The sequence below is a fragment of the Streptosporangium sp. NPDC001559 genome (assembly GCF_042893955.1).
Taxonomy (GTDB): domain Bacteria; phylum Actinomycetota; class Actinomycetes; order Streptosporangiales; family Streptosporangiaceae; genus Streptosporangium.
In genome coordinates, this window is sequence record NZ_JBIAVG010000011.1 from 110,474 (window position 1) to 133,907 (window position 23,434).

At 67.5% G+C, this 23,434-nt stretch carries 20 protein-coding genes; 12 read left to right on the plus strand and 8 right to left on the minus strand.

Annotated elements, in window-relative coordinates:
• The first annotated feature begins 15 nt into the window (after positions 1–15).
• The 4 genes from ACFYY8_RS24375 (at position 16) to ACFYY8_RS24390 (ending at position 4,182) form a co-directional block, all read left to right on the plus strand.
• A complete protein-coding gene (locus ACFYY8_RS24375; protein ID WP_390044556.1) occupies positions 16–720 on the plus strand; it encodes a hypothetical protein in 705 nt (234 codons plus the stop codon).
• A gap of 163 nt (positions 721–883) precedes the next feature.
• Entirely contained in the window at positions 884–2,326 is a 1,443-nt protein-coding gene (locus ACFYY8_RS24380; RefSeq protein ID WP_390044558.1) for a conjugal transfer protein TrbL family protein, read from the plus strand.
• 30 nt (positions 2,327–2,356) lie between these two features.
• Positions 2,357–3,112 carry a PrgI family protein gene (locus ACFYY8_RS24385; protein ID WP_390044560.1) on the plus strand — a complete coding sequence of 252 codons (756 nt, stop codon included), beginning with the start codon at positions 2,357–2,359 and terminating at the stop codon, positions 3,110–3,112.
• Positions 3,113–3,342: 230 nt separating this feature from the next.
• Positions 3,343–4,182 carry an IS5 family transposase gene (locus tag ACFYY8_RS24390; RefSeq protein WP_390044562.1) on the plus strand — a complete coding sequence of 280 codons (840 nt, stop codon included), beginning with the start codon at positions 3,343–3,345 and terminating at the stop codon, positions 4,180–4,182.
• A 192-nt stretch (positions 4,183–4,374) separates the two neighbouring features.
• On the opposite strand, the gene ACFYY8_RS24395 is transcribed toward ACFYY8_RS24390, so the two are convergent.
• The 3 genes from ACFYY8_RS24395 to ACFYY8_RS24405 all read right to left on the minus strand — a co-directional run bounded on the left by ACFYY8_RS24395 (position 4,375) and on the right by ACFYY8_RS24405 (position 7,143).
• Positions 4,375–5,328, minus strand: a complete 954-nt coding sequence (locus ACFYY8_RS24395) for a hypothetical protein (protein ID WP_390044564.1) — start codon at positions 5,326–5,328, stop codon at positions 4,375–4,377.
• 505 nt (positions 5,329–5,833) lie between these two features.
• Positions 5,834–6,754 (minus strand): IS630 family transposase, encoded by a 921-nt coding sequence (locus tag ACFYY8_RS24400; RefSeq protein WP_390044968.1) that lies wholly within the window; start codon positions 6,752–6,754, stop codon positions 5,834–5,836.
• Between the two features lie 146 nt (positions 6,755–6,900).
• On the minus strand, positions 6,901–7,143 hold the full coding sequence (locus ACFYY8_RS24405) for a helix-turn-helix domain-containing protein (RefSeq protein WP_390044567.1): 243 nt from the start codon (positions 7,141–7,143) through the stop codon (positions 6,901–6,903).
• A gap of 245 nt (positions 7,144–7,388) precedes the next feature.
• Between ACFYY8_RS24405 and ACFYY8_RS24410 the strand changes: the two genes are divergently transcribed.
• Both ACFYY8_RS24410 and ACFYY8_RS24415 read left to right on the plus strand, forming a co-directional pair.
• Positions 7,389–8,603 (plus strand): ferritin-like protein, encoded by a 1,215-nt coding sequence (locus ACFYY8_RS24410; protein ID WP_390044570.1) that lies wholly within the window; start codon positions 7,389–7,391, stop codon positions 8,601–8,603.
• 508 nt (positions 8,604–9,111) lie between these two features.
• Complete coding sequence (locus tag ACFYY8_RS24415) at positions 9,112–9,663, plus strand: hypothetical protein (protein WP_390044572.1); 552 nt, start codon at positions 9,112–9,114, stop codon at positions 9,661–9,663.
• A gap of 1,010 nt (positions 9,664–10,673) precedes the next feature.
• Here ACFYY8_RS24415 and ACFYY8_RS24420 read toward each other — a convergent pair.
• The 3 genes from ACFYY8_RS24420 to ACFYY8_RS24430 all read right to left on the minus strand — a co-directional run bounded on the left by ACFYY8_RS24420 (position 10,674) and on the right by ACFYY8_RS24430 (position 14,916).
• Positions 10,674–11,648 carry an Acg family FMN-binding oxidoreductase gene (locus tag ACFYY8_RS24420; protein WP_390044574.1) on the minus strand — a complete coding sequence of 325 codons (975 nt, stop codon included), beginning with the start codon at positions 11,646–11,648 and terminating at the stop codon, positions 10,674–10,676.
• A 51-nt stretch (positions 11,649–11,699) separates the two neighbouring features.
• Positions 11,700–12,389 carry a DUF305 domain-containing protein gene (locus ACFYY8_RS24425; RefSeq protein WP_390044576.1) on the minus strand — a complete coding sequence of 230 codons (690 nt, stop codon included), beginning with the start codon at positions 12,387–12,389 and terminating at the stop codon, positions 11,700–11,702.
• Between the two features lie 208 nt (positions 12,390–12,597).
• On the minus strand, positions 12,598–14,916 hold the full coding sequence (locus ACFYY8_RS24430) for a heavy metal translocating P-type ATPase (protein WP_390044578.1): 2,319 nt from the start codon (positions 14,914–14,916) through the stop codon (positions 12,598–12,600).
• A gap of 429 nt (positions 14,917–15,345) precedes the next feature.
• On the opposite strand from ACFYY8_RS24430, the gene ACFYY8_RS24435 reads away from it, so the two are divergent.
• From ACFYY8_RS24435 to ACFYY8_RS24445, 3 genes are all read left to right on the plus strand, one after another.
• Positions 15,346–16,020 carry a helix-turn-helix domain-containing protein gene (locus ACFYY8_RS24435; RefSeq protein ID WP_390044580.1) on the plus strand — a complete coding sequence of 225 codons (675 nt, stop codon included), beginning with the start codon at positions 15,346–15,348 and terminating at the stop codon, positions 16,018–16,020.
• A gap of 96 nt (positions 16,021–16,116) precedes the next feature.
• Positions 16,117–16,875: an HAD family hydrolase gene (locus ACFYY8_RS24440; protein ID WP_390044582.1), complete on the plus strand. Its 759-nt coding sequence runs from the start codon at positions 16,117–16,119 to the stop codon at positions 16,873–16,875.
• Positions 16,850–18,967: a glycoside hydrolase family 65 protein gene (locus ACFYY8_RS24445; protein WP_390044584.1), complete on the plus strand. Its 2,118-nt coding sequence runs from the start codon at positions 16,850–16,852 to the stop codon at positions 18,965–18,967. Before ACFYY8_RS24440 ends, ACFYY8_RS24445 begins: the two co-directional genes overlap by 26 nt.
• A 26-nt stretch (positions 18,968–18,993) precedes the next feature.
• Here the strand turns inward: ACFYY8_RS24445 and ACFYY8_RS24450 are convergent, their stop codons facing one another.
• Both ACFYY8_RS24450 and ACFYY8_RS24455 read right to left on the minus strand, forming a co-directional pair.
• Entirely contained in the window at positions 18,994–19,332 is a 339-nt protein-coding gene (locus ACFYY8_RS24450; RefSeq protein ID WP_390044586.1) for a hypothetical protein, read from the minus strand.
• 227 nt (positions 19,333–19,559) lie between these two features.
• The gene (locus tag ACFYY8_RS24455) at positions 19,560–19,823 is read right to left on the minus strand and encodes a metal-sensitive transcriptional regulator (RefSeq protein ID WP_390044588.1); all 264 of its coding nucleotides are present in this window, start codon (positions 19,821–19,823) and stop codon (positions 19,560–19,562) included.
• A gap of 417 nt (positions 19,824–20,240) precedes the next feature.
• Between ACFYY8_RS24455 and ACFYY8_RS24460 the strand changes: the two genes are divergently transcribed.
• The 3 genes from ACFYY8_RS24460 (at position 20,241) to ACFYY8_RS24470 (ending at position 23,255) form a co-directional block, all read left to right on the plus strand.
• On the plus strand, positions 20,241–21,629 hold the full coding sequence (locus ACFYY8_RS24460) for a rhodanese-like domain-containing protein (RefSeq protein ID WP_390044590.1): 1,389 nt from the start codon (positions 20,241–20,243) through the stop codon (positions 21,627–21,629).
• Between the two features lie 148 nt (positions 21,630–21,777).
• Positions 21,778–22,359: a rhodanese-like domain-containing protein gene (locus ACFYY8_RS24465; protein ID WP_390044592.1), complete on the plus strand. Its 582-nt coding sequence runs from the start codon at positions 21,778–21,780 to the stop codon at positions 22,357–22,359.
• Entirely contained in the window at positions 22,356–23,255 is a 900-nt protein-coding gene (locus tag ACFYY8_RS24470; RefSeq protein WP_390044594.1) for a sulfite exporter TauE/SafE family protein, read from the plus strand. The genes ACFYY8_RS24465 and ACFYY8_RS24470 overlap by 4 nt, the downstream gene beginning before the upstream one ends.
• The last annotated feature ends 179 nt before the right edge of the window (positions 23,256–23,434 follow it).

The following is a 23,434-nucleotide window of genomic DNA, read 5'->3' on the forward strand; positions in this document are numbered from 1 at the left end:
CGGTACGCGCGCCGGGTGGTCGAGACGGGGTCCTGCCGCCTGCCGTACCGTGCCGCCGCCCCGCCGCAGGCGCCCTGGAAGCACCCGGACCTCGTGCTGTTCGACGCCGTGGTCACGGACATCCCTGGAACGGCAGGGACAACAGCCACCGCACGGAGCCGGAGCTCCTCAGATGCGCACTCCGGTCACCACGATCCGAAAGGAGGCTCGGGCACCACCTCCGGCTCCGTGCGGTCCACCACCCCCCTGCCGTTGGACGGCCAGGCGGAAATCACCACGTCAACCACTGCCGCTCCGGCAATCGCGGCGGACAGCTCAGTCGAGGAAGGGCCGCCCGACCGTCCTCCGATCCCGCCGTGGCTCGCCTGGGTGCGACAGGCCAGGCAGGTTCTGATCGTCACGACGACCGTGGCCCTTCTCGTCGCCTTCGCGGCGACCGCCGTACTGGCCGAAAGCGACGCGATCACCGCGGCGGCGCCCTCCAACCCCGACCAGCTCGGCAGGGTCTTCGGCAACCTGCGGACCTGGCTGATCAGCCTGCTCACCACCCTGGCGACGCTGATGTTGACCATCGGCGGCCTGCGCTATCTCATCGCCGGGGGTGACCCCGGTGAGGTGCAGAAGGCCAAGGCCGCTCTGAAGGCGGCGGCGCTGGGTTACGCCCTGGCCGTGCTCGCGCCGTTGTTCGTCAACGTGCTCAAGCGCGTGGTCGGCGGGTGACGGCATGGTGCCCGTTCGACTTTTCCACAGCCTGTGGATTACCGCCCTCGTTACCGCGAGTGCGGTGGTCGTTGCCGCCCCTGCCGCATGGGCCGAACCCGGCCATACTCCCAGTCCGTCTCCCTCGCCGTCGCCGCTGGGTGACGCGCCATGGCTGCCGCCGTTGCCGAGTGCCCCCGGTTTCAGCTTCGGTATCGGTGGCTGGATCGGCAACGCGATCACCACCTGGTTCGCAGACCTGGTCGCCATGGCGATCAAGCCGCTGCTCGATCTGCTCGCCGTGACGTTGCTGGCCACGCCGAGCGTGGAACGGCAGGGCCGGATCTGGGATCTGTGTCAGGCGACCACCGCGATCGCCAACGGCGCGTTCGTCATGTTCGTCGTGGTCGGCGGCATGCTGACGATGACCTACGAGACGGTCCAGTCCCGGTACGCCATCAGGGAGATCCTGCCGCGCCTGGTGGTGGCGTCCCTGGCGGCCAATGCCGGCTTCGTCATCACGGCCAAGTCCATCGACGTCGCCAACGCCCTGTCCGCCGCGCTGCTCGGGCAGGGCTTCGACGCCCGGCGCGCCGCCAACGCCATCAAGTTCCTGATCGTCCCGCCGGGCAACTCGCAGATCTTCTACATCCTGCTGGCTCTGGTCGCGGTGATCCTGCTGGTGCTCCTGTTGATCACTTTCGTACTGCGCGCCGCGCTGACCTCGGTGCTGGTGATCGCCGCGCCACTCGCACTCGCCTGCGTCGCCCTCCCCCAGACCGAAGGCCTGGCCCGGCTGTGGTGGCGAGGCTTCTCGGGACTGCTACTGATCCAGATCTGCCAGTCCCTCACCCTGGTCACGGCGGTCCGGATCTTCTTCAACCAGGATGGACGCGAGGCCGTCGGCCTGGCCAGTATGGGCCAGCTGTACAACCTCCTCCTCGCCCTGGTCCTGCTGATCATCCTGGTCCGCATCCCCGGCTGGGTCTCCCGGGCCATCTTCCTCCCGCACAACAGCCGGAGCTCGATGGTCGGGAGGATCGTCAAGACCGCCATCGCCTACAAGCTCGCCTCGCCCGTCCTGAACGTGCTGCACCTCAGGCGCGGCGGCGGCCGGAAGGCGGTTACCGGCGCGGCCAGAGGTGCCGCGACGAAGGCCCTGGTCGGCAAGGCCGTTGCCGGAGCGGCGACCGGTGGTGCCGGTGTGGTCGCCGCCTCCACGGCCGCATCAGCTGCCAGAGGTGGAGCCGGTCCCGCCAAGCACGCCCCCGTGGCGGCACGGAAGCCGATCCGAGCCGGCGACTGGGAACCAGGGCCGGTGAAGCACGCGCCGTCGGGACCACCGATCACCGGCAAGTACCGGCCGACACCGCCCCCGCAGAGCCCTGCCCCCCCGATCCACTCCCGTGTACGGCCATCCACGCGAGACCTTCTACGCGGACGGTCCCGCAGGCCTGGCTCAGATGTACCGGCTTCGCGATCAGGGCACCGTCACCCCTCCCGCCTCTCGCAGCCAGGCTCGGCCGATCGTCTCTCCCCGCGCTCCTGTTCCCGGCACCCCGGAGTGGCCGGAGAACCCCGGAGCCGCCCGCCGTACACCGCCGCCACCTCCGGCGCGGCGCCGTAGGGGCAACCGCCGTTCAGGAGGTGACCAGCGATGAGCTGGGCCGAACCGGTTCGCATCCCCGCCGACGTCGAGCAGGAGGACAAGATCCTGGGCGGGTTCACCGCCCGGCAGATCCTCATCCTGGGCGCCACCGGCGGTCTGCTCTACCTGGGCTACATGACCTTCGGGGATCGTCTGCCCCTTCCCACGGTCGCCGCGCTCGCCCTGCCGGTCGCAGTCACCGGGATTCTGCTCGCGGTCGGTCAGCACGACGGCATCAGCCTGGACCGGTATCTGCTGGCCGCGATCCGGCACCAACGGACGCCCAGCCGCCTGGTCTCGGCACCGGAGAACGTCCCCTCCTCACCCGCGTGGATCGTCGGCCGTCCCGGACCCTCCCCTACACCGCTCAGACTTCCCGCGCGGGGAGTCGGCGGGGACGGTCTGGTGGATCTCGGAGAGGACGGGGTCACCGCGATCGCCGAGGTGTCGACCGTCAGCTTCGCCCTGCGCACCCCAGACGAGCAGGACGCCCTGGTCGCGGTCTTCGGACGCTGGCTCAACTCCCTGTCCGGCCCGGCGCAGATCCTGGTCCGGGCCGAACGGGTCGACCTCAGCGGAACCATCGCCGATCTGTGGGACAACATCCCTGACCTCCCGCATCCGGCGCTGGCTCACGCGGCCCAGGAACACGCCGCCTTCCTGACGGATCTGGCCACCCGCCATGACCTGCTGCGCCGCCAGGTGTTGCTGGTCGTCCGGGAGCCCGCGGCCGGTAAGTGGGTGTTTGATCCACAAATACGGTGAAAGATGATGGTTCTTCGCGACCTCTGCGCCGATAGCGTCGGAGACGCTGGAACAGATGTGCGCCACCTGAGGGAGGTGAGACGCACGCAGACACCTTCTGCGTCCAGATTTCTGTTTGATCCCAAAATGCCCGCCGTCTGCTGTTATGGCAGGTGACCGCGGCGCCTCATCTGCCTGACCTGACCGATACGCCTCTGGCCGGCAGCCCCATACAGCGCTACGCCACGGTCATGACCGAACGCCGCCGCTACCCCAGCGATCTGTCCGATGCCCGCTGGCAGCTCATCGAACCGATCCTGACCGCCTGGCGCACGGAGCGCCTCACCCGTGCCCTGGGCATCGGCCGCCCGCCCGAGCACGACCTGCGCGCCGTCATGAACGCGATCCTGTACGTGGATCGCACCGGCATCCCCTGGCGCTACCTGCCGCACGACTACCCGCCCTGGGCCACCGTGTACCGGTACTTCGCCGCCTGGCGCGACGACGGGGTGTTCACCAAGCTGAGCGGCCTGCTGCACCGCCTGGTCCGCATCGCCGAGGGTCGCACGCCCGAGCCGTCGGCCTGCGTCATCGACGCCCAGAGCGTCAAGACCTCCACCGACGTACCCGTCGCCGACCAGGGCATCGACGCCGCCAAGAAGATCGTTGGGCGCAAACGCAGCATCGTGGTCGACACACTCGGCCTGCTGCTGGCCGTGCTGGTCACCGCGGCCTCCGTACCCGACTCGGTCGCCGGCACCGCCCTTGTCGACCAGATCGCCGCCACCCACCCCACCATCCGCAAGACCTGGGTGGACGGCGGCTATCGCCAGCACCTCGTCGAACATGCCGCCGCCCTCGGCATCGACATGCAGATCGTCCGCCGCACCCCCGGTGCCCGAGGTTTCACCGTCCTGCCCCGCCGCTGGGTGGTCGAGCGCACCCTGGGCTGGTTCATGCTCCACCGGCGCCTGGCCCGCGATTACGAGGCCCTACCGGCCAGTTCCGAAGCCATGATCCACATCACGATGATCGACCTCATGAGCCGCCGCCTCACCGGAGAATCCACCCCGACCTGGCGAGACACCTGAGCCCAAATCAAACGGAATCCACGGGATCAAACACCCACTGAGGGAGGCGTCCTGGACAGGGTCCGACAGCCCACGCCGTTCGCGTGGAAGAAAAGCGCCGGGGAATCCCGAATCTATCGCATGAAGCTGTCAGTGAATTTCAGGCGTATGGCACCGGTCGCCGTACAACCCCACGCTTCGCCCGATGATCGATCACAGGCGCCTGATAAACCATTGGAAGCCCTTGTAGAGGACATCGACTCTCTGCGGCGGCTGGCCGATCATTTGACTGCCGAAGTAGATATGAGAGCTTCCTTCCATTTGGAAGTCCAGACGGAGCTCCACTTTGATGATCAGGACGCGAGACGGATTCAGCTGGAACTCCACCCGGGGGAAGGGCAGGAATCCGGGGAACTGGAAGAATCCCAGTTCGCCATCCTGAGACATGTGGAACAGGTTGCGATGGTCGTGTCCTTCCGCGATCACGTTCCCGGTCGGCCCGTCCAGAACGATTTGGGCCAGGTGCATCCAGCACTTGGACCAGTTGTCGCCCCACCACCAGCCGGTGTCCCCGGCGATCCGTCGGGTCACGTCGCAGTTGGGGGTGGAGACGAAGCGGCCGGGGCCGCCTGGCGGCATCCGCGCCGGATCCAGCCCGAACTTCGAGGTGATGAGCAGGTTTCCCTGCCAAAGATCACCGTCTCGCCAGCTGATCTGGCCACGAAGGTGCAGGGCGTCGGACTCGAAGGCGGCTTGCATACCGGGAAGCCCCGGCAGGAAGACCGTGCTTTCTCCCCACCACATCTCGCCGACACTTCGCGTGAAGGGCTCCTGCGGGCCTGAGACGTATTCGGGTGCCACGGTTGCCGAGGTGTCGGCAGCCTGCGTATCGCTCTGCAGAGCCTGCAAGTCGTGGCGAGCCTGAAGCCAGTAGTCGTATTCTTTTTGTACACCTAGCTGGCCGACCATCGCCTCTACCAGGTGCTGCTTGGCCTGGGTGACCCGGCCACGAGGCTGCACCTGTGACCGCAGCTCGGCGGCCAGTAACGGTTCCTCCCGGCGGCGAGCGACCTGGACGGCCTCGAAGATGGGATCGTCTGACAGTCCTTCCGCCTCTGCGTGCACACGCGGAAGGGCGTCATCCGCTACCGATGTTGAACTGCTCATGATCACTCCTTGATCGAGTGTCGACTGCGCAGCTTCCTTTATTAACGATACATCCAGCTCTTCTGCGACAAAGAGAGGAGATTTGCTAGTTTTACCGCACTTCGACCCGAATTTTCCTGATATACTGGTTTATCATTCAATATTAGAAGCGTGAGATTCTCTATCTTCGACGCGTATAGCAGCGGCAAAATGCGGGTAACGAACCGAGGCGCCACCGAGGTCTTCTCGAAGGAAAACTTGAAAGCGGAAGATGTGCGGTGGCGTACGCTCACGAAGCTTGAGCGATGAAGGGCAGAAAGTATGCCGGATGCTGGAGCGCCCGCCGTCGCCTTTGGTCGCGTCCACCTCCCTGTACGACGGCGCGGGTCCAAGTTCGGTGTGGTACCCAGCGCCCTCTGACATCCAGCGCGCGAGTCGCGACTCGGTGACGTGGTATGGCCTCCTCTTTTCAGCCCTTTACTTCAGCGGGCCCAATGGCATACTTCGCACCTTCTTACTGAAGATTTCAGGGGCACCTCGGGTAATCACTCGGAGAGTGAGCATTCAATAACGCATCGGATGCATCGGAATTTACCTGTGTGAGCGGTGATGTGGATGAGCACAGGCCGTACTCCAGCGAACGACGGCGCTGAGAGACCGACGCTCTCCCTGGAGGGCGCGGCATCGCTCGGTCAGCGGGCGGCCGCGAGGCCACTGCATGGTGCGAGGGGCCATCAAGGCGATCTAGTGGTGCGTCACGCAACCTTGGCGGGATAACTGGTCCTCGGATCGGGGAGCTGGCCTTGGGATGGGCGTGCTGGTTGTGCCAGCGGACATGGGCGGCGATGGCGGCGTTCTGCTCGGGATGGCTGCGGTGGTCGGTGCCGTTGAGGGCGAAGTAGCGCAGCGCGGCGAACTCGGATTCGATCCAGTTCAGCCAGGAGGCGTAGGTCGGCAGGAACACCAGCTCGATGTCGTTGGCGGCGGCCCAGGCTTTGACCTGGGGATGCTTGTGCAGCGAGTAGTTGTCCACGATCAGGTGGAGCGTGCCGCCGGGCCAGCGCTCGCGCAGGGACTTAACAAACGCCAGGAACTCCCGCCACCGCTTGCGCTCACGGATCCGGTGGTAGATCTTCCCAGTGGCCAGGTCCAGGGCGCCGAGCAGGTGCATGGCCCCGCTGTAGCGGTTGTAGGTGGCCCGCAGGCGGCGGGGGTTCTTGCCCGGCCGCCAGGCCTTGCCCTTGCGGGGCTGCAGGTTGAGCGGCCCGAATTCGTCCACGCAGATCACCCGGCCGTCCTTAGGTGGGGTGTCGTAGAGGGCCAGGACGCGCTGCATCTTGGCGACGAAGTCGGTGTCGTTGCTGTTCTTCCACGTCGTGGTGCTCTGCCATGACACCTTGCCGGCCTTGAGGATCCGCGTCAGGTGCCCGCGGCTGATCGAGGTCACCAGCCGTAGCTCGACCAGGTGGGCGGCGAGCTGGACAGGCTCCAGGCGGAGAAGCAGGTGATGCTCCACTCGGCGGGGGTCGTCCCGGCGATCAGGCAGATGCGCTCGCGCACCCACTCACTGATCCTCCGTGGACGGCCCCCGCTTCATTTTGGGTCCAGGGCATCAAACCCCCGCTCGTTGAACGCGTGCATCACCTGGCGCACGTAGTCGTCGCCGACCTGCATCAATGCCTTGATGGCGGAAGCGGGCTGCCCTTGCGCGGACATCAGCACCACGATCGCCCGCCGCAATTTCACCGGATCCTTGGCTGAGCGGGTGATCCTCTGCAGGCGCCGTCCCTCCTCCATCGTCAACGCACGGACGAACACCTCGGGCTTACGCGCCACGATCACCTCCTAGAACTACTCCGGGACCAGGCTGGCCTGTTCACCCGCCGAGATCAAATAGCCCAGCAAGGTTCGGTGACGCGCCACTAGACCGGGCGCAGGCCGGGTTCCGGAGGCGCTACCTGACGCAAGCCCTTAGATCGTCGTGCCGACGCACAGCATTGCTGTACTGGGCCTATAAGCGCGCTGGACCTGTAGAGCGATGAGCGGTTTCGCCGGGACACCGAGCAGATCACAGCCCAGCATTGGGCGAACTTTTCGGTGACGAGACGATACAGATCTGGCACGAGGCGATCGCCAGACACTGTACGGCCGGGACCACCGGCACCGTGCCGCGCGCTGACCGCTGGTCCGCAAGCCAACCACACGCTCGCGCTTCAGCCGATGTGACCTGGGAAAACTCCTCTGAGCGGGGCTGGCCCTGCCTTCGCGGGACTTCGAGCCCGAAGAAGCGATCGATCATCCAGTACGAACCCGGCGCACTCGGGGTGCGCGACAAAGCCAGGGATAACGGGGGCTTCCAGGTGAAGACGATAAGGGAGTACGTCGAGGCAGGGATCCTCGCATCGGAGGACCTCAAAGACGCGTTGCAACTGGCGATGCAGTTGGAGTTCGCCACCATCCCGCCGTACCTGTGTGCGGAATGGTCTGTCAAGAACATCTCCCACCATGCCAGGCGCACTCTGCATCGGGTGGTCATCCAGGAGATGCGCCATTTCGCGCTGGCAGGGAACCTGCTGACGGCGGTCGGTGGCACGCCGTCACTGGCCCACCCGGGTTTTCTGCCTGTCTACCCCGCTGACGAGTTGCCCGGCGGCATCCCGCAGCAGCTACCGGTTGAACTCAAGCCGCTGGTCAAGGAACAGATCGCGGTGTTCATGCAGATCGAGCACCCAGACTTTCCACCTGTGGGCCGCTTACTGGCTCAGCATCCGACGATCGGTGCCTTCTACGACTCGATCAAAGAGACGTTCCGAATGAACCCTCCCAAGATCGATCCGAACGCCCACGCGGTGAAGGTTCCCTCCGCTCAACCGATCCGGACCGTCGCCGACGCGATCGAGACGATCGACCGGATCAAGATCGAGGGAGAGGGGTTGCCCGACTCACCCAGCGCGCCCACCGGTGAGAGCACAAGCCATGCTCACTACTACTTGTTCAAGGAACTGTACGTGCAGCGGCGGCTGATCAAGGTCAATGGCGAGTGGAGCTATAGCGGCGAGTCCATCACTTTGCCCGAGGTTCATCACTTCGAGCCCTCTACGGCCGAGCCGGACCTGTCGCTGGAGTTCCGTCGCGTCTTGACCCGGCTCCTGATCGACCTAGAGTCCTGCTGGACGTCGGGGACGGATGTGAACGATGCGGCGATGTCCACAATGTTCGAGCTGCAGGGCGCAGGCGAGGCCCTCATCGAACGCGGCATCCGCCCGGAATTCACCTGGATACAGCCGCCGGATTAGGAGGACTGCCGACCGACGTGTCACCAACCGCAAAACACGATGGCCTCCTTCGTGGCCTGGCGTCAGGGTAGCCGCCTTGGGTCGAGTCATGCTCGATCCGGGTGAGGTCGGCGTCGGTGACGCCGGCGATGTACTACCAGCCAACCGATGGCCTGCGATGGAACAGCGCGCGTCATACCGAGGGGTCCTCCTTGGCTGCCGAGGTCTGCCTGGGCTCTCCACCACGAAAACGAACGTTTCACCGCGATACATCGCCTCCCGCTCCGCCCGCCGGACCGATAAATTCTCAGCCGCTCTTCTCCACAGCGCGAACGCCCCTGGCTGATCGGCCAGAAAATCGCAGTGACCTGGCCGTCTGGTGCCTCGCAATGGGAAGACCCTCTCAAGTCTCGTTAAATAATTAGCCGGACAAGTTTCCCGGAAAGCAATCGCGGAAACGGAACACAATGCATGAGGATTATCCGACCGCCAGCCAGAGGGCTAAGTCATGGAAAATCAAAAACACGTCGTGGGAATTCGCACAGCCGGCGCACTGGATTCAGAATTCTACGAGGGCACCGTAGAAGAGATCGTAGAATATGTTTCGCAGACCGACCCGGCTTCCGCAGCCAAGATTCAGTCTGTCGAGGCCCGTCTCGCATCCCTGGCCCAAGCGGCCAGCGACCCTGACAAGGCCGTCGAGTTCTACCAGTTCCAATCGATTCGAGCCAAGGCCGACGAACTCCTCGCACGAGAACTAGAGAAGCGGTCACCCGACGAGCACCAGCAGCTCATCGGCGAGTGGCATCAGACATATTCGATCGGAACCGCGATTCTCTACCACGGCTACAACTTCACGGGGCGAGCAGTTCCATTCACGCTTACATGGCCCAACTTCAACTGGTGGCCGTACGACTGCAACGACGCCGCGTCATCGGTAAAAGGCTGGGGTGTAAATGTTCTGTTTGAACACGCGGGATACCGAGGCCGCCGCTTCTACACCGTAGGTGTTTACGCAGAGTACCCAGACCTGAGGCTGGCGGGATTCGACAACCTTACTAGTTCGATCATTGCCGCCTGAAAATTCCATACCCGGCCCACGGTCGAGGTGGAAAATTACGGGCGGCCTTGTAGAGGGTCGCCCGTAGGTGGGAAAATGCCAGGAACCAGACACCGAAGCGCCCGCAGCCAACCGCCCCTCAAAATAGTGAGGGGTTAAAAGACCATGCTGCTAAGGAATGATGGCTTGCCATCCGATTCGCGTGTGCACGCGCAGGGCATCCCGCATACATGTCACGGCTTCCAGGCAACAGGCAGGACGTTGCCATGAGCCCCGGTTCCACCGCCATAGGCGGTGGAACCGGGGCCATGCTGGCACGACTGCCGAGTGCGCGCTCCGCTCATGTCTCACGGTCGTTCTTCATCCTCAAGGGGCGATCAGCGGCGCAGGCGGCCAGAGCCTCCTTGGAGGCGATCAGCTGAACGTTTTCATCCTGCTTCGTGTAGCCGAAGGACAGGGAATCGATCTGTTGGAGGAGGTAGCAATATAATTTACGCAGGGCCTGCCGGCTCTTCAATTTTATATTTGCCCGATCACCAGGCTGGCGGAGCTTGAAATGAGTGGAGTCGGCGTTTTCTGAAAGTGCGGCCCATCGTGACCTTGTACGGCGCCAGGAAACGCTCCCCGCGCCAATTTACCCCTTGTCGGCAAGGCCAATCCGACGGACTTCAGGCAACCAGCGATATCCCGGATTCGTGCCGCCCTCAGATCGAGAACCGAGCCGATCTGTGAAACAGAATTATGCAATGGCGCGCCGCCCGGCTCGGTGATGCCCTGAATATGCACGTTGCGCTTCCGGCTCCTCACATGAATGGTAGGCACGGTCGGCGACGACCCGATCGATCGGGATGAAGTTCTGTCGAGGACAACGAAAGTATGGCCGACACGTTTGGCGGTCGTCCGTAACACTTATCCAGATCAGAGGGCGATGGGCAAGCAGCATGACCGCCTAAAGCTTGTAGCGCCAGACGGCGGTGTCCACGCCGAGTCCGGCTGCGCCTCGGAAGGGTTTCGCCCTCGACGCGACCTCATCAGATCGTTTCGAGGATGTCGGAGACGGGACGACGTGGGGTGGCGGGCATGTCGGTTCCGTATCCGAACCGAATGATCATCTGCAGGTGTCCAGACCGTCCCGTACGGGTCTGGCCGCGCATGTCCCGTAGATCCAGGGGCTGGTTGAGGAACGAGGCAGACACCCCGTAGACGGTCGCGGTCAGCAGAACCCGCTGCAGAGCCTGACCGGCCCGCAACCAGTCACGCGGACCGTCGGCCCGGGTACCGAGCAAGGCGAGTTGCGGGCGCGACTCCCAGCGGAAGACAGCATCCTCACAGACGAGGGCTGCTCCGACCCGACCGAAGTCACGGACGAGTGTTCCCTTCCCTCCTGAAGGGCCGAGGGCCGTCGCCGGGATACCGTCCAACCTCGAACCGCCAGTCGACGTCGTCCAGCGGGTCAGTTCCGCACGATAGTCGGCGTCGGCGTATAGCCGCCGTTCGGCCGCGCCGACCCACCGCAGGAGCGGGTCGTCCTCCACGGCGTTGAGGACGATGAGATTCGCGCCCTCGCAGCGTGCCGCCCGGACGAGCTCATTCATGATCGGATACGGAATGAGGCATCCGGAGAACGGCAGGCGGTTGGTGTGCCGTACTGTGATCGCGTCATACAGCCTGCGCTCCTCGGGCGAGGGCGGAACGGACGGTACGGGGCGCACGACGGCTAGTGGCGGCGGTCTTTCACCGGGGGGCAGTAACCAGCTGACGGGGTCGTAGCCAGCCGCACGCAGAGCCAATCGCAGGTTCAGCAGGGCCGCACCACAGCTGACGTGCAGGGAGCGACCGTGGGGATCGGCCGCCGTGAGCCGACGTTCCAGATCTGGACACAGCCACATGAGGTCGCCGTGTTCAACGCTGAAACGCCAGGGTTGGGTGTTGTGCACCGACGGTGCGTTGCCCGCCGCGGCGACGAGCCTCTGAACCTCTAAACCGTTGCCGAGTACGCCGATCATGACGCCACCTCCCCCTGGCCCTTGGCTCCGGACATCCAGGCCGGTCGGTGTTCAGGGCCGCGCAAGCATGGAACGCATCTGGACGATTTCGGCTGTCTGGCGGGTGATGATCGAGGCAGCCAGTGCCGTGGCGTTCGGAGAACGGCCGTCTCGCTGCTCGGCTGCGGCCAGGCCCATCGCGTCAGTATGGTGCCGGACCATCATGTCCAAAAATGTCCGGTCAAAGTCGGTCCCGGACGCCTCATCCAAGGACTCCAGGTCAGCCCAGCCCATCATGTGCGGGCCCCGGTGCATACCGGGTCCCATGTCCTCCGGCCCGCGGTTGCACGGCCTCCGCTCGTCGTCCCTTCCGCCGGGCGGTCCCGTCATGCATGGGCCCAGGCCGGGAGCCGGTTCCCCCCAGCTCCTCAGCCAGGCGGTCAGCTGGGTGATCTCGGCTTCCTCGGCCCGTCCGATCTGTTCAGCCAATGCCCTGACCTGGGCGTTCGAGGTGTGTGTCCCGGCCATCCCGGTCATGATCAGTGTCTGCCGGTGGTGAAGGATCATCTCTTGGGCGAAGCGTACGTCCTGAGCGTTGTGCTCCTCGGCCAGGACGCCGGTGGACGAGACGGCCGGAGCGTTGATCCGCGGCCCGACGAGCGCGGCATGAAGGTCGCCGGGGCCGCCGCAGGCCGTCAGGACGGCGCTGACGCCCAGAGCCGCGAGACCTACGTGACGGGCGGGAAAACTCGGTGTAGCCATGGCGTCCCCCTGAAGGGGTTCTCACATCCGGCGCGCGGCCGGACGAGCACGGATTCTTGGTCGCGGGCGCCCCACCGTTGCGGGAGCACGGCAGGCCCGCCTCCACTCCATCCCATGTCCTGGACCGATTGATCGCAGCTGCCTGATGTCACCCTTTTGTGGGACTTCTGTCCTGTTCTGGAGGAGACCAAGGAGCAACCGGTTCGGCTCAGGGTGAGCGGAGGGAGGAGAGAGCCGGGTGTGCGGAGTCCGGAGCGGCGGTCAGGGAGAAGTAGGCCTCCTCCTCCTGGTCGAAGTGGAGCACTAGGACGGCGTACAGCCCGTAAAGACAGGCACGCAGGTCGTCGAGTTGCTCGGGGCGCGGCCCTTCCGCTCCGGCGAGGGCGAGGTGCCCGTCCAGGCGGCGGATGAGGCGTTCGATCTCCGCGTGCGCCCTGCTCATGGTCATTGTGACCTCCGAACCGCCCAGGGCCTGTCCCATGGCCGGGTACAGTCGTCGCTCTTCGGCGCGTTCGTGGGGCAGCAGGCGTTCGGTGAGGAAGTCGTGGACCTCCCGCAGCCGGTCGAGAGCCACCTTCGGGGGGCTCTGGCCGAGCCGGTCCGCCGTCTCACGGATCAGTTCCAGGGGTGGCCTCAGCGAGGAGTGCTCCATCTCGAAGCGGCGCAGCAAGGACTCGGTCTCCACGTCGACCACCGTTCTGGTTCCCCTGGTGGGACGCAGCGCCCGCAGCGCGTTGAGGATCACCGTGACGTCGATGGCCTCCTGCAGGAGGGCACCGGCCGCCGGTGGCAGTGCTCCGGCCGCGGCCACCGCCATGGCCAGCAGCGACAGTCCCATTCCTGCGGCGGCACTCTGTACGGCGATGCGGCGGGAGCGACGGGCCACGTCCATGGCGTCGGCGAGCCGGTCCAGGTGGTCGGTGGTGAGTACCACGTCGGCGGCCTGGGCCGAGGCGGCCGACCCTCGGGCGCCCATCGCCACCCCGACGTCGGCGGCGGCCAACGCCGGAGCGTCGTTGATCCCGTCACCGACCATCACGGTCACCGCCTCGGCCACCTCCCTGCGTACCGCTTCCACCTTGGCCGTCGGCGTCTGCTCGGACAGCACCCGGTCGACGCCGAGCACGGTGCCCACGCTCTCCGCGACCTCGGCCCTGTCTCCGGTGAGCATGATCACCTTTTCGATCCCGGCGGTGCGCAGCCGCCGCAGGGTCCGCGCGGCGTCGGCCCGTACGGCGTCGCGCAGCAGGATCACCCCGGCCGTCCGGTCGTCGACCGTGACCCAGACGGTCATGGCGCCGTCCAGTGTGGCCCTGGCCCGCTGGGCTCGTTCCCACTCGGAATCGGACCGGGCCGCCGCCTTGCCGACCTCTGCCCGGTGTCCCCCCACCAGCCCCGTGGTCCCGGTGCCCGGCTTCTCGTGCACCTCGGCCGGTTGGGGCAGCGTGAGACCTCGGGCGTGAGCGGCGTCGACGATCGCGGCGGCGAGTACGTGGGAGGACATCTGGTCCAGTGCGGCCGCCAGACGCAGCACGTCGTCGGCCTGGACGCCGGGGGCGGCCACGACGTCGACCACCTCGGGGCGTCCCGCGGTCAGCGTGCCGGTCTTGTCCAGGACGAGCGTGCGGGCCTGCCCCAGCCTCTCCAGTGCTCCCCCTCCTTTGACCACCACGCCATGACGCGCCGTACGGGACAGGCCGGAGGCGATGGCGGCGGGCGCGGCCAGCAACAGCGGGCAGGGGGTGGCGACGACCAGGACCGCGACCGCCCTGACAGGATCTCCGGACAGCAGCCAGGCTCCCCCGGCCAGCAGCAGCGTCGCGGGCAGGAACCAGGCGGCGAACCGGTCGGCGAGCCGCACCACGGGAGCGCTGCCCGCCTCGGCCTGCCGTGCCAGCCGTACCACTCCCGCATAGGCGCTTTCGGCCGCGATCCGGGTGGCCCTCAAGTCGAAGGCGGCACCGGCGTTCACCACGCCGCTGCGCACACCCTGCCCGGCGGGACGTTCGACGGGCAGCGCCTCCCCGGTCAGCGCCGACTCGTCCAGCGACGCCAGGCCCGCGGCCACCACCCCGTCCACAGGAACGGTCTCACCGCTGGGAACCAGCAGCAGGTCACCGGGGCGGACCAGGCCGACGTCCACCTGGCGGGGCGTCCCGTCCTCGTAGCGGCGCGCCGAGCGCGGAGCACGTTCGTACAGGCCGGTCAGGTCACGGCGGGCCCGGCGCAGCGAGTAGTCCTCCAGTGCCTGGCCGGTGGCCAGCATCACGCCGATCACCGCACCGGCGAAGTACTCCCGTACGGCCAGCGCCCCGGCCAGGGCGAGCACGGCGATGGCGTCCACGCCCAGTCGGCGCTCGCGCAGCGCCGACAGCACCTGCCAGAGCGCGGGAACCAGGGCCACCACCGTGACGGCCGCCCATACGGCGTCTCCGACCGGGGCCGCTCCGGCCAGATGGCACACGGCCCCGGCCGCCAGCCCGGCCACGGTGACCACCACGAACGCGGTGCCGCCGAACTTTCGCATGTTCTCAGCCTTTCCGCTGCGAAGCGGCTCTCCCGGATCCGCCGGCCCACACGGGCCCAGGGCCGAATGACCACCGGACGGTGAGCGTGGTGCCGCGTTCCTCGGTGCCGCGGAGAGGCTCACAACGACCGGGTCCGCCCTGCTGGAGGCATCGACGGGACAGGAGTTCTCATGTACAAGCCCACGGTCAGATCAAGCGTCGGACGCGGGAGTGGAGGAACCCAGAGACGACAGGCCTGCTATTCGGTGACTTTGGACCTGTTTCCCCACAGATCCCATCGCGGCGAACGTCACTACTTTTCCCTTCCAGCAGCCCGAAAGTCCCGTCACCTTGGGACTTCCGGCCCTCACCTCATCCTTTTCCCCGCGATGGAATGAAGGACATGGCGGACCTACGGCGGTCCGCCCCTTTCTCGCTGGGAGATCCCGATGACCGGACACAGGACGACCCCGGGAGACCTGGGCCGCCGGGTGAGCAGACGGCGTGAAGACCTGGGATTGACCCGCGACCAGCTGGCCGACCACGCCGAGATCGACACCCTGTACCTGGCGTACCTGGAGGAGACCCCCGCCGTGCCGTCGGCCGGGACCGTGCGCAGGCTGGCCACCGCTCTGGGCGTCGGCGTCGCCGAACTGCTCGGTGGGACGGTCGATCTGCCTCCCGGCAGGGGCCGCCCCGCCGCGGGTCCCCGCCTGGACAGGCTCGACGCCGCCGAGTGCCTGCGGTTGATCGCTCCAGGCGGCGTGGGCAGGGTCGCCTTCAACGAGCCTGAGGGGCCGGTGGTCCTGCCGGTCAACTACGCGGTGCACAACGGCGCCGTGGTCTTCCGCACGGCCTTCGGCGGCCCGCTCGACGACAATCTGCGCACCGGCGTCCAGGGGGCCGAGTTCAAGGTCGCCTTCCAGGTCGACCGGATCGACGAAGCCAGCAGAGAGGGCTGGAGCGTGCTCATCCGGGGCGGTCTCCACCACGTCGTGACCGGCGACGAGCAGGCGGACGCGGAGACCTCCGGCGTCCAGCCGTGGGCGGGCGGCGACCGCGAGCTGTACGTTTCGATCACTCCTGCGGAGATCGGCGGGCGGCGCATCCGGCACGTCCTGTGAGGTCGCACGACCGTCTCGCGGCCGGTGATCCACGAGGCGATCCGCCAAGATGGCGGCGGCGCGCGCCGCCGTACCGTGCGGGTGAGGGGGTGTGTCATGCCGTTGCCCGTGGTCGTTGACCTTGGGTGGATCGCCGCGGTGGTCTTCGACACCGACGGGGTCGTCACCGACACGGCCAGGGTGCACGCCGCCGCGTGGAAACAGGTGTTCGACCCCTTCCTGCGTGAACACGCCGACCGGTCCGGGGAGCGGTTCCGGCCTTTCGACGCCGGTGGGGAGTATCTGTGTCATGTCGACGGCAAATCCCGCCGCGACGGGGTGGAGGACTTCCTCCGCTCCCGAGGCATCGCGCCGGACCCGGAAACGGTGGCGGACCTGGCCGCGCGCAAGGACGCCTTCTTCCTGGCCGAGATCCGCAGGAACGGTGTCGCCGCCTTCCCTTCGACCGTCGAGGTCGTCTGTGAGCTCCGGCGTCGCGGGGTGCGTACGGCCGTCGTCTCGGCGAGCCGTAACTGCGTACGGGTGCTCCGCGCGGCGGCGGTCGACCATCTGTTCGACGTCCGAATTGACGGTGTCGAGGCCGCTCGGCTGGGGCTGGCCGGAAAGCCCGATCCCGCGCTGTTCCTGCGGGCGGCCGAGGAGCTCGGGGTGTCGCCGCGACGGACGGCGGTGGTCGAGGACGCCCTCGCCGGGGTACGGGCGGGCAGGCGGGGTGGGTTCGGCCTCGTCATCGGCGTCGACCGACACGGCTCGGGGGACGCGTTGAGGGAGGCGGGCGCCGACATCGTCGTCGGCGATCTGGCGGAGCTACGACTGGCCGGGAGAAGTGGTGAACCCTTGGCTCCTCATCTATAACGATGACGATCCCGCTTCCGAGGGGCTGCGGGAGGCACTGACGACGCTCGGCAACGGCTACTTCGCCACCCGTGGAGCCGCACCGGAGGCGCACGCCGACGGTGTGCGCTATCCCGGCACCTACGTGGCCGGCTGCTACGACCGGCTCGTCTCCCGGGTCGCTGGCCGTACGGTGGACAACGAGGATCTCGTCAATGTGCCGAACTGGCTGCCGCTGACCTTCCGTGTCGACGATGACGACTGGTTCGCCCCCGGCACCGTTGAGATCCTCACCGCCCGCCACGTTCTCGACATGCGTGCGGGAGTGCTGACCCGGCTGCTGCGTGTCCGCGACTCCCGAGGACGGATCACCTGGCTGGAGCAGCGGCGGCTGGTCTCGATGGACGAACCGCACCTGGCCGCCCTGAGGACGACGATCGTTCCGGAGAACTGGAGCGGGACGCTCCGGGTCCGCTCTGCTCTGGACGGACGTGTCGTCAACTCCGGGGTCACCCGCTACCAGGGGTTGGCCGGTCGGCACCTGGTGCCGATCCGTTCGCACGCCGCCCATGGGGTGATCGGGTTGCTGACGCGTACCGCCACCTCTCGCGTGGAGATCGCCCTGGCCTCCCGCACCACCCTGACCGGAGGGCGGGACCATGCCGACGGCGGTGTCTCACACGACACCCGGAAGGAGTGGGTGAGCGACGAGCGGACCGTGGAGGTGGCCGAGGGCCAGGAGATCGTCGTGGAGAAGGTGGTCGCCCTGCACACCTCCCGTGACCGGGCCATCGCCGGGAGCGAGAGCGCCGCCAGGACCGCGGTGGCACGTGCGGGTTCCTTCGAGGCACTGCTCGGACGGCACACGCGAGCCTGGGATCGGCTCTGGCAGCGGGCTCACGTGACAGCCGAGGACGCCGACGTCCAGCAGGTCCTCAACCTGTACATCTTTCACCTGTTGCAGACGGCCTCCCCGCACCTGGCCGAACTCGACGCCGGGCTTCCCGCTCGCGGCCTGCACGGCGAGGCCTACCGGGGACACGTGTTCTGGGACGAGGTGTTCGCCTTCCCCTTCCTGGCGCCGCGCTTCCCCGAGGTCACCGAGGCGTTGCTGCGTTACCGGTGGCGGCGGCTGCCCGAGGCGCGCTGGGCCGCGCGTGAAGCCGGGTACACCGGGGCGATGTTCCCCTGGCAGAGCGGCAGCGACGGCCGGGAGGAGACCCCTCGCCTGCACCTGAACCCCCGATCGGGCCGTTGGCTGCCCGACCACTCCCATCTGCAGCGGCATATCGGCCTGGCCGTGGCCTACAACGTCTGGCGGCACTACCTGGCCACCGGGGACACCGCCTTCCTCGCCGGTTTCGGCGGCGAACTGCTGGTGGAGATCGCCCGGTTCTTCGCCTGCCTCGCCGTGCGGGAGGGAGATCGGTACGCCATCCGGGGCGTGATGGGGCCCGACGAGTACCACGACGGCTACCCGGACCGCGCCGAGCCCGGAGTGGACAACAACGCCTACACCAACGTGATGACCGCCTGGCTGATGCGCCGCGTCCTGGACATGATCGCCCTGGTCGGAGCCGGAAGGGTGAGCCGGGAGGAGGTCGACCGCTTCACCGCCATGGCCGCACGGATGCGGGTGGACTTCCACGACGGGGTGATCAGCCAGTTCGAGGGCTACGACGCCCTGAAGGAACTGGATTGGGCCTCCTATCGCAGAAAATATGGCGATATTCGGCGGCTTGATCGCATCCTGGAGGCCGAGGGAGACACTCCGAACCGGTACAAGATCTCCAAACAGGCCGACGTGCTGATGTTGTTCCACCTGCTGGGCTCCGACGGGCTTGGCGAGGCGCTGACCGGCCTGGGCCACACGTGGGACTCCGCGATGGCGGCGCGCACCGTGGACTACTATCTGGCCCGCACCTGCCACGGTTCCACGCTCAGTGCGGTCGTGCACGCCGGAGTCCTCGCCCACGTACGTCCCGGCGCCTCCCAACCCTTCCTCGTCGAGGCGCTGAACAACGACGTACGGGACCTGCAGGGCGGAACCACGGCGGAGGGGGTCCATCTGGGGGCGATGGCCGGGGTGGCCGTCCTGTTCGAGAGGCCCTGAGCACCACCGGCTAGCGCATGCGACCGTCAGGGCCGCGCGGCTCCACCCGGCAGGGGGCCGGTGCGGCTGAACCGGGACGCCCGGCGCTGCACATGGTGGGCGTGCCCACGGCGCCGGACAGCGGGCCCACCACCCTTCGGGAACGCGTAGGACACCTTCTTGGCCAGCTCGACCAGGACCAGGTAGGCGACGACCATACCGGTCAGCGCGAAGAAGAAGGAGGGCGGAGGCGCGGTGAACCCCAGCGGGTGCGCCAGCGGGGACAGCGGCAGGGCGATTCCGGCCGCGACCACGCCAAGGGTCGCGACCGGTAACGGCAGGCTGGGACGACTACGCGGGAACGGGACGCGCCTGGCGCGGACCACAATTTGATCTTCTGCCTGGTCCTCACCACGAGGAGGGCGAGCGCGACCCGGGCACCGTGACGTGCCTTCAACCGCCTTATCCCCCCTCTGCCTTGACGCCTCCCTGTCATGTGTCCGCCCCTGCCCACGCCGACTTCGCAGGACGGCCCGGCGTGGGCGAGGCGACCGCTGAGCCGCACGCGGGCCAGGTCTTGCCGCGCTGGTGACACAGGGAAGGTAGGCCGGAATCAGGCAAGGGCGAGGAAGAGCTTTTCCAGTTCTTCTTGCGACATGGGCAGAGTGTCGGAGTCCCCGGCAAGGCACTGCCGCATCCCGCTGGCCACGATTTTGAATCCGGCCTTGTCCAGGGCCCGGGAGACCGCCGCGAGTTGCGTCACGACATCTTTGCAGTCACGGCCCGCCTCGATCATTGCGATCACGGCAGCCAACTGCCCCTGAGCCCGCCGCAGGCGGTTCAGGACGGGCCGCGTCGATTCTTCGTCCATCCGCATCGAGATCCTCCTCTTACCCTGGGGGGTATAAGACCGGACTGTCACGTCCTGACGGCCCGATGATCACCTGACCGGAGGGGCGGCACCGTCCAGCGGATGGATCCTTGGCCGGGATGCCCTGCCGCCGACCCTCGCTCGATCCGCCCGCGCCGACGGGACGGCCGAGCGGACGCGGACCGCCAACTCCCCTCTGCCGAACAGTCTACAGATACCCCACAGGGTATTTGACAAGGGACGATGTGGCCTTTTACAGTCAGCCGCGTAATACCCCCCGGGGTACAAGGACGACTCTCACGGGCAGACGACTCCCCGTCGGCGCCCATCCCTGTCGCCCGTGGTCGCTCCTGCGATAGGGGCGCCTCTCGGCCCGAACCATACCCCCAGGGGTATACAGCCCCATCTTTTACGGAGGTTTCCGTGTTCTTCTCGCAGTACTACCTCGAGTGCCTGTCGCAGGCGTCGTACATGATCGCCGACGAGATCACCGGCCAGGCCGTGGTCGTGGACCCGCGCCGGGATGTGTCGGAGTACCTGAACGACGCCGAGACACGCGGCTTCACCGTGATCGGTGTCATCAACACCCACTTCCACGCGGACTTCGTCGCCGGTCACCTGGAGATGGCCGCCCGCACCGGTGCCTGGATCGGCTACGGGCGCCGCGCGGAGACCGAGTACGCGATTCGCAAGCTGACCGAAGGGGACGTGATCAGTCTCGGTGACGTCACGCTGAAGATCATGGAGACCCCCGGGCACACCCCGGAGTCGATCAGCGTGCTCGTCTACGAACACGCCGATGACGCTGTCCCGTACGGCGTGCTCACCGGTGACGCCCTCTTCATCGGCGATGTCGGCCGCCCGGACCTGCTGGCCTCGGTCGGAGTGACCGCCGACGAGCTCGGCGCGATGCTGCAGGACAGCGTGCAGAACAAGCTGATGGGTCTGCCCGACGAGGTGCGTGTCTTCCCCGCACACGGCGCCGGTTCCTCCTGCGGCAAGAATCTGTCCACCGAGCGGCAGTCGACGATCGGCGAGCAGCGTGCCACCAACTACGCGTGCGCCCCGATGAGCGAGAAGGACTTCGTCGCCATCGTGACCGCCGGACAGTCGGCGGCTCCGGGCTACTTCGCCTTCGACGCGGACCTCAACCGCCGGGAGCGGGAGCTGTTCGACCCGGCGAGCGCGCCGCGGGCGCTGGGCGTGGAGGGATTCCTGGCCCGGCGCGCAGCGGGCGCCGTGGTGGTCGACGCCCGTGACCCGCAGGAGTTCGCCGCCGGCCACCTGCGCGGGGCGATCAACGTCCCCGCCGACGGCCGGTTCGCCGAGCAGGCCGGCACGATTCTGCCGCTCGGCGCGGAGCTGCTGGTCGTGGCGCCGGAGGCCCGTGAGGAGGAGATCGTCACCAGGCTCGCCCGGATCGGCTTCGACCAGGTGTCCGGCTACCTGGCCTCGCCCGACGAGTCCCTGAGGGCGATGGCGGACAAGGTCGCCCCGGCAAGTCGCCTGACCGCGGCCCAGCTACGTGCCGAGCTGGCGGGCGACAACCCGCCGGTCGTGATCGACGTCCGCAACTGCGGTGAGCGTGGCGAGAACGGGTTCATCGAGGGCGCTCTGCACATCGCGCTCAACGAACTGCCCCGCCGTCTGGACGAGATCCCACGCGACAGGCCGCTGGTCCTGCATTGCGCGGGCGGGCACCGCTCCTCCATCGCCGCCAGCCTGCTGCGGCAGCAGGGCTTCCAGGACGTCTCCGACGTGCTCGGCGGCTGGGCCGCCTTGGCTCTGCTGAACACGCCCGCCACCGTCTGACCCGGTGGCCGGGAAGAGCCGCCGGCGCACCCGCGGCAGGGACTTCCTGCCCTGACTGCCCCGCTGCGGGTGCACCGGCCCTCCCCCGTTTTCCTCTCCCTTTTCCGCCCGTGCCGTGCACGGATCCACTTCACCCCACGGAGTTCCCATGACGACCGCCGCCTCCAAGGCCACCTTCACGCCCGCCGCCCTCCAGCACCTGATCAACAACGGCAGCGCCCCCCGCCTGCTGGACGTACGCACGCCCGGCGAGTTCCAGACCAGCCACATCCCCGGCGCCTACAACGTGCCGCTGGACACCCTGCGCGAGCACCGATCCGAGCTGCGCCGCCACCTGGATGAGGACGTGGTGCTGGTCTGTCGCTCCGGCTCCCGCGCGTCGCAGGCCGAGCAGGCACTCGCCGAGGCGGGCCTGCCGAACCTGCGGGTCCTGGACGGCGGCATGATGGCCTGGGAGGCGTCCGGTGCCCCCGTCAACCGTGGCCCGGAGCGCTGGGAGCTGGAGCGCCAGGTCCGCCTGGTCGCCGGTTCGGTCGTGCTGGTCAGCGGCGTGGTGGGTTTCTTCGTCCCCGGAGTACACCTGATCGGTACCGCGATCGGTGCCGGACTGACCTTCGCCGCGCTGAGCAACACCTGCGCGATGGGCATGATGCTGTCCAAGCTGCCCTACAACCGCGGTCCGCGCACCGACATCCGTACTGTCATCGCGTCCCTGCGGGACCGGTCGTGATCACCTTCGTCCTCGCGGCCTCCGCGCTGATCGGTGTCAGCCTGGGCATCCTGGGCGGCGGCGGATCGATCCTGACCGTGCCGATCCTCGTCTACCTCGCGGGTCAGGACAGCAAGGAGGCCATCGCCACCTCGCTGTTCGTCGTCGGCGTCACCAGCCTGGTCGGACTGATCCCGCACGCCCGCGCCCACCGGGTGCGGTGGCGCACCGGTCTGATCTTCGGCGCGGTCAGCATGGTCGGCGCCTACGGAGGCGGGCGCCTGGCCGAGTACGTCCCCGGCACCGTTCTGCTCGTCGCGTTCGCCCTGATGATGCTGGCCACCGCCGTGGCCATGCTCCGCAAGGGCGCCGGCCACAAGGCCGGGCACAGTCCCTCCCACACCGAGATGCCCGTCAAGCTCGTGGTCATCGAGGGCCTGATCGTGGGCGCGGTCACCGGCCTGGTCGGCTCCGGCGGCGGCTTCCTGGTCGTCCCCGCCCTGACCCTGCTCGGCGGACTGCCCATGAGCGTCGCGGTCGGCACTTCGCTGCTGGTCATCGCGATGAAGTCGCTCTCCGGGCTCGCCGGCCACCTCGCCGGAGTCCAGATCGACTGGGGTCTGGCGTTGACGGTGACCGCTGCCGCGGTCGTCGGCAGCCTGATCGGCAGCCGCTTCGCCGGACGGATCCCGCAGGACACGCTACGCAAGGCGTTCGGCTGGTTCGTTGTCGTGATGGGCGTCTTCGTCCTGAGCCGGCAGCTGCCCGCCGCCGTGTGGGCCAGCCCTCCGGCCTGGATCGGCGCCGCGCTCACCGCGACCGTGGCCGGGGCCTGGACGCTGGCGCGCAGGCACCGACCGCGACCCGCCAGGGAAACGCCGCCGGAGACGTCCCGAGAGCTGAGCATGCGGCCCTGATTCCGCGCCCAAGGCCAGCACCATTGAGGACGACCGAGACCGCGCGGACGTCGCCGCCGTATCCCGACCCCCTGCCTGGCCGGATTCAAGAGCGTCGCCAGCGGCATCCGTCAGTGCCCCGCGGATGAGGGGGTGACGGCGTCTCGCTGCCGTCCTTCCCCCGCTCCACCTTCGCGGGT

Bases quoted from the DNA above. Each gene is read 5' to 3' on its own strand.
- ACFYY8_RS24420 (WP_390044574.1), bottom strand. From the start codon at position 11,648: ATGATCGGCGTACTCGGCAACGGTTTAGAGGTTCAGAGGCTCGTCGCC.
- ACFYY8_RS24465 (WP_390044592.1), top strand. From the start codon at position 21,778: ATGACGACCGCCGCCTCCAAGGCCACCTTCACGCCCGCCGCCCTCCAG.
- ACFYY8_RS24425 (WP_390044576.1), bottom strand. From the start codon at position 12,389: ATGGCTACACCGAGTTTTCCCGCCCGTCACGTAGGTCTCGCGGCTCTG.
- ACFYY8_RS24395 (WP_390044564.1), bottom strand. From the start codon at position 5,328: ATGAGCAGTTCAACATCGGTAGCGGATGACGCCCTTCCGCGTGTGCAC.
- ACFYY8_RS24435 (WP_390044580.1), top strand. From the start codon at position 15,346: ATGACCGGACACAGGACGACCCCGGGAGACCTGGGCCGCCGGGTGAGC.
- ACFYY8_RS24455 (WP_390044588.1), bottom strand. From the start codon at position 19,823: ATGCGGATGGACGAAGAATCGACGCGGCCCGTCCTGAACCGCCTGCGG.
- ACFYY8_RS24390 (WP_390044562.1), top strand. From the start codon at position 3,343: ATGACCGAACGCCGCCGCTACCCCAGCGATCTGTCCGATGCCCGCTGG.
- ACFYY8_RS24385 (WP_390044560.1), top strand. From the start codon at position 2,357: ATGAGCTGGGCCGAACCGGTTCGCATCCCCGCCGACGTCGAGCAGGAG.
- ACFYY8_RS24430 (WP_390044578.1), bottom strand. From the start codon at position 14,916: ATGCGAAAGTTCGGCGGCACCGCGTTCGTGGTGGTCACCGTGGCCGGG.
- ACFYY8_RS24440 (WP_390044582.1), top strand. From the start codon at position 16,117: ATGCCGTTGCCCGTGGTCGTTGACCTTGGGTGGATCGCCGCGGTGGTC.